Here is a 13,605-nt window from a genome sequence, read left to right as displayed (position 1 = left end):
ATCGCGGTACGGGCCGCGAAGGCGGCGGGCCGCGGCGAGTACGGGCGGGTCAGCATCGCCTTCGCGGCCCGTACCGCGATGTCGAGGTCGTCGAGCACGGTCCGTACCGGCTGGAGGAACGACTCCCCCGCGCTGGTGAGCCGCACCGAGCGGGTGTTGCGCTCGAAGAGCTGGACGCCGAGCTCCTTCTCCAGTTGCCGGATCTGCTGGCTCAGCGGCGGCTGGGCCATCTGGAGCCGCCTGGCGGCCCGGCCGAAGTGCAGCTCCTCGGCCACGGCGACAAACGCGGACAGATGACGCAGTTCCATACCCACCCCTCGCCTCGGCGATCATTGATTAATCATTCGTCTTGATCCGACCTTAATTTGGTATTGGACAGCAATCAATGGCCGCTGGCACGGTAGGGCGACGCGCACGCATCGCAGGGCGCGGCGACGTACACGCAGCGGAGGAGCACCGTGGCCACGACGGACCGGAAAGACAAGACGATGCCGATGAGGGCGGCGATCGCCGACTTCGTCCACGACGGTGACACCGTCTGTCTCGAAGGCTTCACCCACCTCATCCCGACCGCCGCGGGGCACGAGATCATCCGCCAGGGCCGCCGGGACCTGACGGTCGTCCGGATGACCGCGGACATCGTGGTGGACCAGATGCTCGCCGCGGGGTGCGTGACGCGCCTGGTCTCCTCCTTCGTGGGCAACTCCTCGGCCGGTTCGCTCGGTGAGCTCCGCCGCCGCGTCGAGAGCGCCGACCCGGCACCGCTCGCCTTCGAGGAGTACAGCCATTACGGGATGATCTGCCGCTATCTCGCCGGTTCCCAGCGGCTGCCGTTCTATCCCCTGCGCTCCTACGGGGGCAGCGACCTGCCGTCCGTCAACAGCGATCTGCGCAAGGTCACCTCGCCCTACCCGGGCCCGGACGGCGAACCCGAGCAGATCTATGTGGTGCCGCCCGTCAACCCGGACGTGACGATCATCCACGCGCAGCGCGCCGACCGCAGCGGCAACACCCAGATGTGGGGGCTGACCGGCATCCAGGCCGAGGCGGTGTACGCGGCGGGGAAGGCGGTCGTCGTCGTCGAGGAGATCGTGGACGACGAGGTGATCCGCGCGGACCCGAACCGCACCCTGGTCCCCGCCCACGCGGTCGACGCGGTCGTCTGCTGCCCGCGCGGCGCGCATCCGTCCTTCGCGCAGGGCTACTACGACCGGGACAACGCCTTCTACCGGGCCTGGTCGCACATCAGCAAGGATCCGCAGCGGCTCCAGGACTGGCTGGACGAGTGGGTGCGCGGGACGGCGGACCACGCGGAGTACGTCGAGAAGCTCGGCGAGGAGTTCTGGGCCGGGCTCGCGGTCGGCGAGGCCCTCAGCGAGCCGGTGAACTACGGGCGCCGGCTGTGAGCACGCACCGGTGTCGCACAGGTACGCGCACGGAACCCAGGACACGGGACACGAGAAGGAACGGGTCATGACCACCACCGCACCGGGCACCATCACCTCGTCCGAACTGCTCTCCGTCGTCGCCTCCCGCGAACTGGCCGCGCGCCGGACGGTGTTCGCCGGGATCGGGCTGCCGACCCTCGCCACCGAACTGGCCCATCTGACGGTCGCCCCGGACATCGAGGTGGTGTACGAGTCCGGGGTCTGCGGCGCCCACCCCTCGCGGCTGCCGGAGACGATCGCCGACGCCGTTCTGATCACGGGGGCGGAGGCGGTGATCTCGATGCCGATGCTCTTCGGCTGTGTGCTCCAGGGCGGCCATATCGACGTCGGGTTCCTCGGCGCCGCGCAGATCGACCGCTGGGGCAGCCTCAACACCTCGGTGATCGGCGACTGGGACAGCCCGTCGGTCCGTCTGCCGGGTTCCGGGGGCGGTGTCGAGGTGATGGCCAACTCCCGCGAGGTCTTCGTGGTGATGCGCCGCCACAATCCGCGCTCCTTCTCCGCGGAGCTGGACTTCTGCACCACGCCCGGACCGGACCGCGCGCTGGCCGAGGGCATCCGGCCGCTGGGCGCCGGAGTCACCCGCGTCATCACCGAACTGGGCATCCTGGCCCGGGAGGGGGTGGGCGATGAGCTTCGGCTGGTCGCCGTCCACCCGGGCGTCACCGTCGAATGGGTCAGGGCGGCCACCGGCTGGGACCTCCGGGTCGCCGACACGGTCGAGGAGGTGCCACCCCCGACGGAGGACGAACTGCGGCTGCTGCGCGAGGATGTCGACCCGGACCGCGTGTATCTGCGCTGAGCCGCACGACCCGCGGGATCCACAAGATCCACGGGACCACCGGATCCGTCTGTCCCCCACCCCGAGAGGACCGTAACTGCCATGCGTATCAGGATCGTCGGAGCCGGAGCCATGGGCCGCGGCATCGCCCAGTGGGCGGCCGCCGCAGGACACACCGTCGAGCTGTGCGACGTACGGACGGAGGCGGTCACCGAGGCGGCCGGCTTCGTACGCTCCATGCTGGAGCGGGCCGTGCAGAAGGGCCGGATGTCCGCCCAGGACGCGGCGGCCGCCGTGGACCGGCTCGTTCCGCTGGAGGACCCGTGGGCCGAGGGCCCGGAGATCGAGCTGGTCATCGAGGCCGTGCGGGAGGACCTCGCCACCAAGGCGGAGGTCTTCGGCCGGCTGGAGCGGGCGCTGCCCGGATCGGCCGTCTTCGCGACCAACACCTCCTCGCTGTCCGTGACCCGGATCGCCGCCACACTGAAGGACCCGACGCGCCTGGCCGGGCTGCACTTCTTCAACCCGGTACCGCTGATGCGGATCGTCGAGGTCGTGCCCGGCGCGGCCACCCGGCCCGGCATCCCGCCGCTGCTCACGGAGCTCGTGGAGAGCTGCGGCCACCGCGCCGTCACGGTCGCCGACACCCCCGGCTTCCTCATCAACCACGCCGGGCGCGGACTCGTGACGGAGGCGCTCGCGCTGCTGGAGGAGAACGTGAGCGACCCGGCGGGCATCGACCGGATCGCGCGGGACGTACTCGGCCTGCGGATGGGCCCGTTCGAGCTGATGGACCTCACCGGTCTCGATGTGACCGCCGCGGTCATCGACTCGATCTGGGAGGGCTTCCGCCACGAGGACCGGCTGCGCCCCTCCTACCTGACCCCGAACCGGGTGGCGGCCGGGCTGCACGGCCGCAAGACCGGACGCGGCTGGTTCGCGTACGGCCCCGAGGCGCCCGCCCCGGCCGCGGAGGCGCCGGTCACGGGCGACGCGGACCGTCCGGTGCACGTCTTCGCCGACGCGGCGGACGAGCGGGACGCCACCGCCCTGCGCGAGGCGCTGACCGCTGCGGGCGCCACGGTCGAGTCCGGCCCGGAACCGTCGGCCGAGGCCCTGGTGCTGGTCCCGGTCTGGGGCACCGCGGTCGCCTCGGCGGTGGCCGCGCACCGGCTGCCCGCCGGGCGCACCTTCGGTGTGGACCCGCTGCCGGCGGCCGGGCGCCGCCGGGTGCTGGCCGTGACACCGGCCGCAAAACCGGCTGCCGCTCGGGACGCCCGCGCGGTACTGGCACGGGCGGCGGACGGCGGCGAGCCGTTCGCGGTGTCGGTGGTACGGGACACCGCGGGCTCCGTCGCCCAGCGGCTGCTCGCCTCGGTCGTGTCGGTCTCGGCGTCCATCGCGGAACGCGCCCTGGCGACCCCGGCGGATATCGATCTGGCCGTCACCACCGGTCTCGGCTATCCGGTCGGCCCGCTGGCCTGGGGCGACCGGATCGGCGCGGCCCGGATGCTGGAGCTGCACCGGGCCCTGTACGCGACGACCGGCGACCCGCGCCACCGCCCGACCCGCTGGGTCACCGAACGCGCCGCACTGGGACTGGCCCTGACGGACCCGGGCACATCCCCGGCGCAGTGCGTCGCGGACGTGCGTGACGGGGCGGATGCGGCCGACGCGGTGTGACGACGGGGTGTACCGGCCCCGCGCGACGACGCGGCGGACCCGTGTCGTCCCTCTTCGCCCCCTCGTGCCTCCGGCCGGTCCTCCGGTCCGGAGCCGGCCGCACTCGAAATCCCTGCCACGCGTCCGGCATCGTCCGAGGTGGGCGGGGACATGACCGATTCGTACAAGACTGCCGGCGGCCGCCCGGCCTACGGTCGGATCATGACTCCACGACTCGACGCGATCGGCATCACCACCGCGGATCTGCCCGCATCGCTCGCCTTCTACCGCCGGCTCGGCCTCGACATCCCCGCCGGCGCGGAATCCTCACCCCATGTCGAAGTGACGCTCCCGGGCGGACAGCGCCTGTTGTGGGACACCGAGGACGTCGTCCGCTCCTTCGACCCCGAGTGGTCGGGGCCGAAGGGCGGTGAGCGCCTCGGGCTCGCTTTCCTCTGCGACAGCCCGGCGGAGGTCGACGCGGTCTACGCGGAGCTGACCGCCGCCGGCCACCGGGGGCACCTGAAGCCGTGGGACGCCGTGTGGGGGCAGCGGTACGCGGTGGTGCTGGATCCGGACGGCTGCGCGGTGTCGCTGTTCGCCGCCGCCGGCTGAGCCTTGATGCACCGATCTGATGTCCGCGGGTAACTTCCGGGATGCGAGCCCGCGCTGCTCACCGGCGTACAGGTCCCTAGGGTCTGTCGAGTCCGAACCGGCTTGCAGCATCATGTGGACGTGATCACCATTCATCTGAAGTACGAGATCGACGCCGACAAGCTCGCGGATTTCGAGGAGTACGGCCGCCGCTGGGTCGGGCTCGTCAACCGGTTCGGCGGGACGCACCACGGCTACTTCCTGCCGAGCGAGGGCGACAGCGACATCGCCTACGCCCTCTTCTCCTTTCCCAGTCTCGCCGCGTACGAGCAGTACCGCACGGACAGCATGACCGACCCGGAGTGCCAGGATGCTTTCGAACTGGCTCGTATCACCCGCTGCATCAAGCGCTATGAGCGCCGCTTCCTGCGGCCGCTCGACGTCATGTCCTAGACCAGGGCTGGGCTTGAACGGCTGCCCCGAACGCCAGGACATGGCGTGAAATTCTTCAACCGCGTTGCGAACTCGGTGGTCTCTCCAGCGCCGTCGGCATGAGCCGAGGGGACACGGCTCTACGGCCGCCGGGCGTTCGTCTGCGGCAAGCCTGCCGCCAGGCCGACACGCCCGGTCTCAATGTCCCCCAAGGTCGTGAGGCCTGTCGGGCGCGGCGAAGTACCCGGTCAAGGTGGTGCCGGCCAGTTCGCGCATCTCCCGGGCGAGATGCGCCTGGTCGGCGCAGCCCGCCGCCAGCGCGGACTCGGCGTACGGCATTCCGGACCGTACGAGAGCCAGCGCCCGCTGCAGCCGCAGGATCCGGGCGAGCGTCTTGGGGCCGTATCCGAAGGCCGCCAGCGAACGGCGGTGCAGCTGGCGTGCGCCGAGGCCGACCGCTCGGGCCGTGTCCGCGACGGACCGGCCGCTGTCCAGCTGCGCGGCGACGTACCGCATCACCGGGTCGGGCGGCGCGGTACCGGCCGCCCTGCGCAGGGCGATCTCCTCCAGGGCCGCGGCCGGGTCGACGGCTCCGGCGACCCGCTCGGTGAGTTCCCGGACCTGCGCGTCCGGCCACAGCCCGGCCAGCGCGATCCGGCGGTCGCGCAGTTCGTGCGCGGGCACGCCGAGCAGGGCGGGCGCCGTGCCGGGGGCGAAGCGAATGCCCGCAAAACTGCCGCCGTCGCTCACGGACGCGGGTTCCGCGTGGGTGTCCGGGCCCGCGACGAGCAGCCGGCCGCCGATCCAGAGGAGGTCCATGCAGCCGTCGGGCAGCACCGGATGGACCGACCCCCTCGGCACGGTCAGGGTCCACACCTTCGCGCCGTCCATCCGCGACGCGCGCTCTTCGTACCTGTCGCCCATGGCATTAGTCTCGTCGACGGACGGAATCGGGCGGAATCGGTGTCCCGGGGCGGCCATGGCGGCACTGACGGAGTTCACCACCGGCAGCGGCGCGACGGTGACGGTGACGGTGGAGAGTCAGGGCCTGTTGCGAAGTGGGTCGTCTGTCAGACCTGCCTGGGATGCTCCGCGCATGGAGATGACAGTGCAGCTGACGATCGACTGCTCCGATCCGCAGACAATGGTGGCTTTCTGGGCCGAGGCCCTGGGCTACGTGCCTGAGCCTCCGCCGGGCGGGCACGCCACGTGGCGTGCTTACTGGGCGGCGGCGGGGGTGCCCGAGGCAGAATTGCCGGCCGGTGCCGGGGATATTCCGGAGTCGATCATCGATCCCGCGGGACGTGGGCCGAGGGTGTGGTTCCAGCAGGTTCCGGAGCCGAAGGTCGCCAAGAACCGGTGGCACTTCGACCTGAAGGCCGGTGGGGACCGTGACGTCCCGCTGGACGTCCGCACACAGCGGGTCAAGGTTACGGTGGAACGGCTGGTCAAAGCCGGTGCCACCGTGCTGCGGATCAAGGACGAGCCGGACATGGGACGCTACGCCGCCGCCATGCAGGACCCCGAGGGCAACGAATTCGACGTCGTCTGAGGATCGTTGTGACGGTGCTGGTCACAGCCACTCGTTCACGGCTGCGACCAGCACCGTCGCCTCGTAGCGGACGGAGAGCCTCTCGTACCTCCGTGGCCACCGCCCGGTGTCCTTGGATCGCGAAGAGCGCGGTGGAGGGCCATCTGACGGCCGTTCCCAGCGGGCGCGCCCGGCGGCCGTTCTCACTCGCCGGGCTGGTACGGCTTGTCCGTCTCCTTCTCGCGGCTCGGCTGCAGCCTGGACTTCACGTCGTCGGGCGGCAGGAACCGGGACCACCGCTCCGGGAACTCGGACGGCATATAGGGGCTGTCCCTCTCGCCCCCGTACTCCCCCTCGTCGTCGTCCAGGCCGTCGTCCCAGCTCTCCGCCTGGGTGCGGGCCACGAACTCCGCCGCCTGGACCGCGCGCGCCCGGTCGTTGGCCGCACGTGCCGCGGCCGTCGCCACCGAGGGCCACACGCGGTCGATGGCCGCGTTGACGGCGGCGCCCACCAGCACCGCGAACGCCGAGATGCCGATCCACAGCAGTACGGCGATCGGCGCGGCCAGGGAGCCGTAGATCGTCGGCCCCTCGACCGTACTGGTGAGGTAGATCCGCAGCAGGAAGCTGCCCAGCACCCAGATCGCGAGGGCCATCAGCGCGCCCGGTGTGTCCTCGATCCAGGGTGAGCGGACGGGCACGGACACGTGGTAGAGCGTCGTCAGGAAGGCGATGGACAGCAGTATCACCAGCGGCCAGTACAGGACGCTTATCAGCTCGGTGCCCCAGGGGATGAACTCCACGACGCGGTCGGGGCCGACCACCAGGAGCGGCAGCACGACCGCGCCCAGCAGCAGCGCCACCACGTACAGCAGGAAGGCGAGCATCCGGGTCTTGACGATGCCGCGCTGGCCGTCGAGCCCGTACATCACGGTGATGGTGTCGATGAAGACGTTGACCGCGCGGGAGCCGGACCAGAGCGCGATCGCGAAACCGATCGAGATGACATCGGGCCGGGCCCCGGTGGTGACGTCCTCCAGGAGCGGCTTGGCGAAGTCGTTGACGCCCCGCTGGGAGAGCACGGTCTGCGCCGCACCGAGGATGTTGTGCTCGATGGAGGCGACCGTGGTGGTGCTGGTCCACTCGTCGACGTAGCCGAGCAGGCCGATCAGTCCCAGCAACAGTGGCGGCAGGGACAGCAGGGTGAAGAACGCCGCCTCGGCCGCGAGTCCCAGGATGCGGTACTCCATGCACGAGTTGACGGTGTCCTTGAGCAATTGCCAGACCATCTGCCGCTTGGAGACGTTGCGGTAGAGGACTCGGGCCCGGTGGAGACGGCCCGGCGGCCGCTCGGGTGTTTCATTTGCTGCCTGCACGTCCTTACCGTAGCGGCATGGCAGCCACCACCCACACAGTGTCCAACCAGACCCCTCCCCTGCACGGCTACGACGTCTTCTCCGCGGACCGGGCGCTCACCGAAGCCGTGGACCGGCACCTTCCGCCGGAGCTGCTCGACGAGGCGCGGGGCGGGCTCGTCGAGCTCGGCCGGGCCGCCGGCTCCGCGCAGGCGCAGCGGTGGGGTACCCAGGCGAACGAGAATCCGCCCAGGCTGCACACCCATGACCGGTACGGGCACCGGATCGACGAGGTGGAGTTCCATCCGGCCTGGCACCGGCTGCTCGGCCATGCCGTCGGCGCCGGTCTGACCGACGCCTGGGACCGGCCGGGCGGGCATGTGCGCCGGGCGGCCGGTTTCCTGGTCTGGACGCAGGCGGAGGCGGGCCACGGCTGCCCGCTCTCGATGACCCATGCGGCGGTGCCCGCGCTGCGCACCGATCCGGCGACGGCAGCCGAGTGGGAGCCGCTGCTGACCTCGCACGTGTACCAGGAGGGGCTGCGGCCCGCCGGGGACAAGGCCGGGGTGCTCCTCGGGATGGGCATGACGGAGAAGCAGGGCGGCACGGACGTGCGGTCCAACACGACGCGCGCCGAACCCCTCGCCGGCGAGGGCGAGTACCTGCTCACCGGGCACAAGTGGTTCTGCTCGGCGCCGATGTCCGACGGATTCCTGGTACTGGCCCAGGCCCCCGCCGGTCTGACGTGTTTCCTGCTGCCCCGGGTGCTGCCGGACGGCGCCCGCAACGCCTTCGCGATCCAGCGGCTCAAGGACAAGCTGGGCAACCGGTCCAACGCCTCGGCCGAGGTCGAGTTCGACGGTACGTGGGCGCGCCGGGTCGGTGAGGAGGGGCGCGGGGTGCGCACGATCATCGAGATGGTGGCGGCGACCCGGCTGGACTGCGTGATCGGTTCGGCCGCGCTGATGCGGCAGGCGGTGGCGCAGGCGGTCCACCACGCCACGTACCGCAGCGCGTTCGGCGGGGTGCTGGTCGACAAGCCGCTGATGCGCAATGTGCTGGCCGATCTGGCGCTGGAGTCGGAGGCGGCGACGGTGCTGGCGATGCGGCTGGCGGCCGCGTACGACGCCGGGACCGGGAGCGAGCTGGCCTTTCTGCGGATCGCGGTGCCGACGGCCAAGTACTGGGTGACGAAGCGGTGCACGCCGATGGTGGGCGAGGCGCTCGAATGCCTGGGCGGCAACGGCTACGTCGAGGAGTCGGGGATGCCCCGGCTGCTGCGCGAGGCGCCGCTCAACTCGATCTGGGAGGGCTCGGGGAACGTCCAGGCGCTGGATGTGCTGCGGGCGCTCCAGCGCGAGCCGATGGCGCTGAACGCGTTCCTCTCGGAGGTCGGCCGGGCGCGCGGTGCCGATCACCGGCTGGACCGGGCGATCAAGGATCTGCTGACCGAGCTCGCGGATCTGCAGGGGATCGAGGCGCGGGCCCGGCGGCTGGTGGAGCGGATGGCTCTGGTGCTGCAGGGCTCGCTGCTGGTGCGCTGGGCGCCGCCGGAGGTCGCCGACGCGTTCTGCGCGTCACGGCTGGGCGGGGACTGGGGCTCGGCGTTCGGGACGCTGCCGCACACCCTGGATCTGGCGTCGGTCGTGGAACGGGCGCGGCCCGTGGAGCGTTGACCGGACGGGGCCGGCAGGCCGGACGGGCCGTCGGGGCAGCAACAGAGGGTGGTGCTGCGCCGACACGGCACCACCCCCCATGCTGTACACACCGGGCTGCGAGGCCGAGGCCGCGCTGTCCGGTGTACCGCCACTCTTGTACGGACCGGGGACCGTCGCCAGAGTTGCAGAGGGTTGCAACCATTGTGTCGAGTTGTGGCATCCGGCCCCCGGCAGCGGCAGGATGGGGCCCCGCGGCCTTGACACGGGAAACAAGAGGCTCCAGGGGGGATCCGGCATGGAGGCAAGTCCTGTCGATGTGATGCGGCTGGCTGTCCGGGAGGCGGACCGGGCCACGCGCCTCGTCCACCGGGCCCGCGAGGCCCGGCTGGCGGGCGAGCGCATGCCGGTCGCGCCGCGTGCCGAGATCGAGGCCTCGTGGAACCGGGTGCTGCGCAACGGGGTCGATCCGGAGAAGTCCACCCACAGCGTCCTGCTGGAGCCGGACGAGATCGAGCACCGGCGCCGGAACTCCACGCTGGGTGAGGTGATGCCGCTGCTCGGCGACGCCCTGGCGGCCATCGCGGACGCCTCGCAGCAGATCATGGTGGTCACCGACGTGGAGGGCCGGGTGCTGTGGCGCCAGGGCAACACGGGAGTGCTGCGCCGGGCCGACGACATCTGTCTGGCCGAGGGCGCCGCCTGGTCGGAGGAGAGCACCGGCACCAACGCGATCGGCACGGCGATCGCCGCGCGCGCCCCGGTGCAGGTCCACTCGGCGGAGCACTTCGTGCGCAGTCTGCACGGGTGGACGTGTGCGGCGGCCCCGGTGCGCGATCCGCGGGACGGCCGGCTGATGGGGATCGTCGACATCAGCGGGCCCGCGTCCACCTTCCATCCGACGACGCTCGCCCTGGTCGGTTCGGTGGCCCGGCTGGCCGAGAGCGAGATCAGGACCCGGCATCTGGAGTCGATCGACCGGCTGCGCTCGGTGGCGGCGCCGATGCTGTGCCGGCTGGGCGGCCGGGCGATGGCCGTGGACGCCCACGGCTGGCTGGCGGCGGTCACCGGGATACCGCCGGTGGACCGGCTGCCGCTGCCGAAGTCCCTGCAGCCGGGCCGGGTGTGGCTGCCCTCGCTCGGGATGTGCCGGGTGGAGCCGCTGCCGGGCGGCTGGCTGGTGCAGGTGGCGGACGGCGCGGTGGACAACCCGCCGCGCCGGGTGGTGCTCGATCTGAGCCGGCCGCGCGGCCTCGCGGTGAATGTGGTGAGCCCGGTGGGCACCTGGACGCAACGGCTCTCCCCGCGCCACGCCGAGCTGCTGTTCGCGCTGGCGCTGCGCCGCGAGGGGCGTACCGCGTCCGAGCTGGCGCAGGACATCTTCGGCGATCCGACCAGGACGGTGACGGTGCGGGCCGAGATCTCCCGGCTGCGGCGCCATCTCGCGGAGGTGCTGGCGCACCGCCCGTACCGCTTCGGCGACGGGGTCGAGGTGGAGGTGATCGGCCCGGAGCACCCGGGCGATCTGCTGCCGCACTCGAAGGCCCCGGTGGTGACGGCGGCGCGCAGCGCCCGTTGAACGGTGTTCTCGCAGGTCCTGGGCGTCCGTCTGCCCAGGCCGGCTTGGGCCGGGGCCGCGGGACATGGTTTTCTGGCAGTCATGAGCAACCCCGCGCGCCCCGCCGAACCGACCGCCGAGGTGACCATCTGGTCCCTGGAGCAGACCTCCCCCGATGATCTGCGTCCCTCCGCCGCGCCGGAGGGGGACATCCGGATCGTCCGGTCCGGGATACCGCTGCCGGAGTTCAGCCGCTTCCTCTACACGGCGGTCGGCGGCGACATCCGGTGGACGGACCGGCTGACGATGACGTACGCGCAGTGGCAGGAGGCGCTGGACCGGCCCGGTGCGGAGACCTGGGTGGCGTACGCGGACGGGACGCCGGCCGGGTACATCGAGCTGGACCCGCAGGACGACGGCGTGGTCGAGATCATGTACTTCGGCCTCATCCCGGCGTTCCGGGGGCGCCGGATCGGCGGCCATCTGCTCTCGTACGGGGCGGCCCGCGCCTGGGATCTGGCGGAGCGGTGGCCGCAGCGGCCGGCGACGAAGCGGGTGTGGCTGCACACCTGCTCCAAGGACGGGCCGCATGCCATGGACAACTATCTGCGCCGCGGCTTCCGGCTCTTCGACACCAGGACCGAACTGGAGCCCGAGGTCGCCACCCCGGGTCCGTGGCCGGGTTCCGGCCGGGAGCTGCTCCCGTAACCCGACGTCCGTAAGAAATGCACCCGTTGTCCGGATATCCGGGTGGCCCGGCGCCCGTCACTTCAGTGACGGGCGCCACATTGTCTCACCTGTCAGGACAGTCCCGTCCACATCATGGATAGTGGTGGACTGGTCCGAGATTCGCGTGACACGCTTCCGTCATGTCTGGAACTGGAATTGCCTTGGTGAGTCGACGCCACGTCGACCTCGGCCGCATGTCCAGCGCCATCTGTCCGGCGAGCTGAGAGTCTCCAGCACCGCCGCGATCCCCTTTCTCTGCAAACCCTGCGCACCGCCGCGCCCAGACGCGAGTGTGCAGTTCAGAGCCGCCCTCCTGCAGTCCCGAAGGACGTACTGTCATGGCCGCTACCCCGGAACAGCCTGCGCCCGCGACCCCCCGCCGCAAGGCAGGACGCCACCGTGGCGAAGGTCAGTGGGCCCTGGGGCACCACACCCCCCTCAACGGCAATGAGCAGTTCAAGAAGGACGACGACAGTCTCAATGTGCGGACACGCATTGAGACGATCTACTCCAAGCGCGGGTTCGACTCGATCGACCCCAACGACCTTCGCGGGCGGATGCGCTGGTGGGGCCTGTACACGCAGCGCAAGCCCGGGATCGACGGCGGCAAGACCGCGATCCTGGAGCCGGAGGAGCTGGACGACCGGTACTTCATGCTCCGGGTCCGCATCGACGGCGGCCGGCTGACGGTGGCGCAGTTGCGGGCCATCGGTGAGGTCTCGCAGGATTACGCGCGGGGCACCGCCGATGTCACCGACCGGCAGAACATCCAGCTGCACTGGATCCGCATCGAGGACGTCCCGGCCATCTGGCAGAAGCTGGAGGCAGTCGGCCTGTCCACGACGGAGGCCTGCGGCGACTGCCCGCGCGTGATCATCGGCTCCCCGGTGGCGGGGATCGCCGCCGACGAGATCATCGACGGGACCCCGGCGGTCGACGAGGTCCACGACCGCTACATCGGCAGCAAGGAATTCTCCAACCTGCCGCGCAAGTTCAAGACCGCGATCTCCGGCTCGCCCGTGCAGGACGTGGTCCACGAGATCAACGACATCGCCTTCGTCGGCGTCGTTCACCCCGAGCACGGCCCCGGCTTCGACCTCTGGGTCGGCGGCGGTCTCTCCACCAATCCGCGGCTGGCCGAACGCCTGGGCGCCTGGGTGCCGTTGGACGAGGTCGCCGATGTCTGGGCCGGAGTCGTCGGGATCTTCCGTGACTACGGCTACCGGCGACTGCGCACCCGCGCCCGGCTGAAGTTCCTGATGGCCGACTGGGGTCCCGTCAAATTCCGTCAGGTGCTGGAGGACGAGTACCTCAAGCGGCCACTGCTCGACGGCCCCGCCCCCGAGCAGCCCAGCAGCCGGTGGCGCGACCACGTGGGCGTCCACCAGCAGCAGGACGGCCGCTTCTACGTCGGGTTCGCGCCCCGGGTCGGCCGGGTCGACGGCCCCACCCTGACCAGGATCGCCGATCTGGCCGCCGCGCACGGCTCGGACCGGCTGCGCACCACCGTCGAGCAGAAGATGCTGATCCTCGACGTGGAACCGGACCGGATCGAGTCGCTGTCCGCCGGACTGGAGGAGCTCGGCTTCCAGGTGAAGCCGTCCCCGTTCCGCCGCGGCACAATGGCCTGCACCGGCATCGAGTTCTGCAAGCTGGCGATCGTCGAAACCAAGGCGCGCGGCGCCTCGCTCATCGACGAACTGGAGCGCCGCCTGCCGGAGTTCGAAGAGCCGCTCACCATCAACATCAACGGCTGCCCCAACGCCTGTGCCCGCATCCAGACCGCTGACATCGGCCTCAAGGGCCAGCTCATGCTGGACGGCGAGGGCAACCAGGTGGAGGGCTACCAGGTGCACCTGG

14 protein-coding genes are annotated in these 13,605 nt (G+C 71.2%); 11 read left to right on the top strand and 3 right to left on the bottom strand.

Features of this window, described 5'->3' with window-relative positions:
• The coding region (locus tag J1C73_RS34715) for a LysR family transcriptional regulator (RefSeq protein WP_242643979.1) at positions 1 to 308 on the bottom strand (308 nt) is incomplete at its 3' end.
• A 180-nt stretch (positions 309 to 488) separates the two neighbouring features.
• On the opposite strand from J1C73_RS34715, the gene J1C73_RS10345 reads away from it, so the two are divergent.
• The 5 genes from J1C73_RS10345 to J1C73_RS10325 all read left to right on the top strand — a co-directional run bounded on the left by J1C73_RS10345 (position 489) and on the right by J1C73_RS10325 (position 4,938).
• Positions 489 to 1,406 (top strand): CoA transferase subunit A, encoded by a 918-nt coding sequence (locus tag J1C73_RS10345; RefSeq protein WP_207316075.1) that lies wholly within the window; start codon positions 489 to 491, stop codon positions 1,404 to 1,406.
• Between the two features lie 67 nt (positions 1,407 to 1,473).
• Positions 1,474 to 2,250: a CoA-transferase subunit beta gene (locus J1C73_RS10340; protein WP_207316073.1), complete on the top strand. Its 777-nt coding sequence runs from the start codon at positions 1,474 to 1,476 to the stop codon at positions 2,248 to 2,250.
• An 81-nt stretch (positions 2,251 to 2,331) separates the two neighbouring features.
• The gene (locus J1C73_RS10335; protein WP_207316072.1) at positions 2,332 to 3,912 is read left to right on the top strand and encodes a 3-hydroxyacyl-CoA dehydrogenase; all 1,581 of its coding nucleotides are present in this window, start codon (positions 2,332 to 2,334) and stop codon (positions 3,910 to 3,912) included.
• A gap of 150 nt (positions 3,913 to 4,062) precedes the next feature.
• Complete coding sequence (locus J1C73_RS10330) at positions 4,063 to 4,506, top strand: VOC family protein (protein WP_207316071.1); 444 nt, start codon at positions 4,063 to 4,065, stop codon at positions 4,504 to 4,506.
• 120 nt (positions 4,507 to 4,626) lie between these two features.
• On the top strand, positions 4,627 to 4,938 hold the full coding sequence (locus J1C73_RS10325; RefSeq protein ID WP_207316070.1) for an NIPSNAP family protein: 312 nt from the start codon (positions 4,627 to 4,629) through the stop codon (positions 4,936 to 4,938).
• A gap of 177 nt (positions 4,939 to 5,115) precedes the next feature.
• Here the strand turns inward: J1C73_RS10325 and J1C73_RS10320 are convergent, their stop codons facing one another.
• On the bottom strand, positions 5,116 to 5,841 hold the full coding sequence (locus tag J1C73_RS10320; protein WP_207316069.1) for a DUF6597 domain-containing transcriptional factor: 726 nt from the start codon (positions 5,839 to 5,841) through the stop codon (positions 5,116 to 5,118).
• Positions 5,842 to 6,013: 172 nt separating this feature from the next.
• On the opposite strand from J1C73_RS10320, the gene J1C73_RS10315 reads away from it, so the two are divergent.
• Positions 6,014 to 6,469: a VOC family protein gene (locus J1C73_RS10315; RefSeq protein ID WP_207316074.1), complete on the top strand. Its 456-nt coding sequence runs from the start codon at positions 6,014 to 6,016 to the stop codon at positions 6,467 to 6,469.
• Positions 6,470 to 6,651: 182 nt separating this feature from the next.
• Here the strand turns inward: J1C73_RS10315 and J1C73_RS10310 are convergent, their stop codons facing one another.
• The gene (locus tag J1C73_RS10310) at positions 6,652 to 7,824 is read right to left on the bottom strand and encodes a YihY/virulence factor BrkB family protein (RefSeq protein ID WP_207316068.1); all 1,173 of its coding nucleotides are present in this window, start codon (positions 7,822 to 7,824) and stop codon (positions 6,652 to 6,654) included.
• A 17-nt stretch (positions 7,825 to 7,841) separates the two neighbouring features.
• Between J1C73_RS10310 and J1C73_RS10305 the strand changes: the two genes are divergently transcribed.
• From J1C73_RS10305 to J1C73_RS10290, 5 genes are all read left to right on the top strand, one after another.
• Positions 7,842 to 9,479: an acyl-CoA dehydrogenase family protein gene (locus tag J1C73_RS10305; RefSeq protein WP_207316067.1), complete on the top strand. Its 1,638-nt coding sequence runs from the start codon at positions 7,842 to 7,844 to the stop codon at positions 9,477 to 9,479.
• Positions 9,480 to 9,756: 277 nt separating this feature from the next.
• Positions 9,757 to 11,037, top strand: coding sequence for a GAF domain-containing protein (locus tag J1C73_RS10300; RefSeq protein ID WP_207316066.1), 1,281 nt, complete (start codon positions 9,757 to 9,759; stop codon positions 11,035 to 11,037).
• A gap of 81 nt (positions 11,038 to 11,118) precedes the next feature.
• Positions 11,119 to 11,724 carry a GNAT family N-acetyltransferase gene (locus J1C73_RS10295; protein WP_207316065.1) on the top strand — a complete coding sequence of 202 codons (606 nt, stop codon included), beginning with the start codon at positions 11,119 to 11,121 and terminating at the stop codon, positions 11,722 to 11,724.
• 161 nt (positions 11,725 to 11,885) lie between these two features.
• The gene (locus J1C73_RS35945) at positions 11,886 to 11,969 is read left to right on the top strand and encodes a putative leader peptide (protein ID WP_309486338.1); all 84 of its coding nucleotides are present in this window, start codon (positions 11,886 to 11,888) and stop codon (positions 11,967 to 11,969) included.
• 114 nt (positions 11,970 to 12,083) lie between these two features.
• Positions 12,084 to 13,605 (top strand): nitrite/sulfite reductase (locus tag J1C73_RS10290; protein ID WP_207316064.1); only part of this gene is annotated, 1,522 nt, incomplete at its 3' end.

It is taken from the genome of Streptomyces laculatispora, from assembly GCF_017353455.1.
Taxonomy (GTDB): Bacteria; Actinomycetota; Actinomycetes; order Streptomycetales; family Streptomycetaceae; genus Streptomyces; species Streptomyces laculatispora.
This window is presented reverse-complemented; position numbering and strand designations above follow the sequence as displayed.

Excerpts from the sequence above, each read along its gene's own strand:
- J1C73_RS10345 (WP_207316075.1), top strand. The coding sequence starts at position 489 with ATGCCGATGAGGGCGGCGATCGCCGACTTCGTCCACGACGGTGACACC.
- J1C73_RS10340 (WP_207316073.1), top strand. The coding sequence starts at position 1,474 with ATGACCACCACCGCACCGGGCACCATCACCTCGTCCGAACTGCTCTCC.
- J1C73_RS10335 (WP_207316072.1), top strand. The coding sequence starts at position 2,332 with ATGCGTATCAGGATCGTCGGAGCCGGAGCCATGGGCCGCGGCATCGCC.
- J1C73_RS10330 (WP_207316071.1), top strand. The coding sequence starts at position 4,063 with ATGACCGATTCGTACAAGACTGCCGGCGGCCGCCCGGCCTACGGTCGG.
- J1C73_RS10320 (WP_207316069.1), bottom strand. The coding sequence starts at position 5,841 with ATGGGCGACAGGTACGAAGAGCGCGCGTCGCGGATGGACGGCGCGAAG.
- J1C73_RS10315 (WP_207316074.1), top strand. The coding sequence starts at position 6,014 with ATGGAGATGACAGTGCAGCTGACGATCGACTGCTCCGATCCGCAGACA.
- J1C73_RS10305 (WP_207316067.1), top strand. The coding sequence starts at position 7,842 with ATGGCAGCCACCACCCACACAGTGTCCAACCAGACCCCTCCCCTGCAC.
- J1C73_RS10300 (WP_207316066.1), top strand. The coding sequence starts at position 9,757 with ATGGAGGCAAGTCCTGTCGATGTGATGCGGCTGGCTGTCCGGGAGGCG.
- J1C73_RS10295 (WP_207316065.1), top strand. The coding sequence starts at position 11,119 with ATGAGCAACCCCGCGCGCCCCGCCGAACCGACCGCCGAGGTGACCATC.
- J1C73_RS35945 (WP_309486338.1), top strand. The coding sequence starts at position 11,886 with ATGTCTGGAACTGGAATTGCCTTGGTGAGTCGACGCCACGTCGACCTC.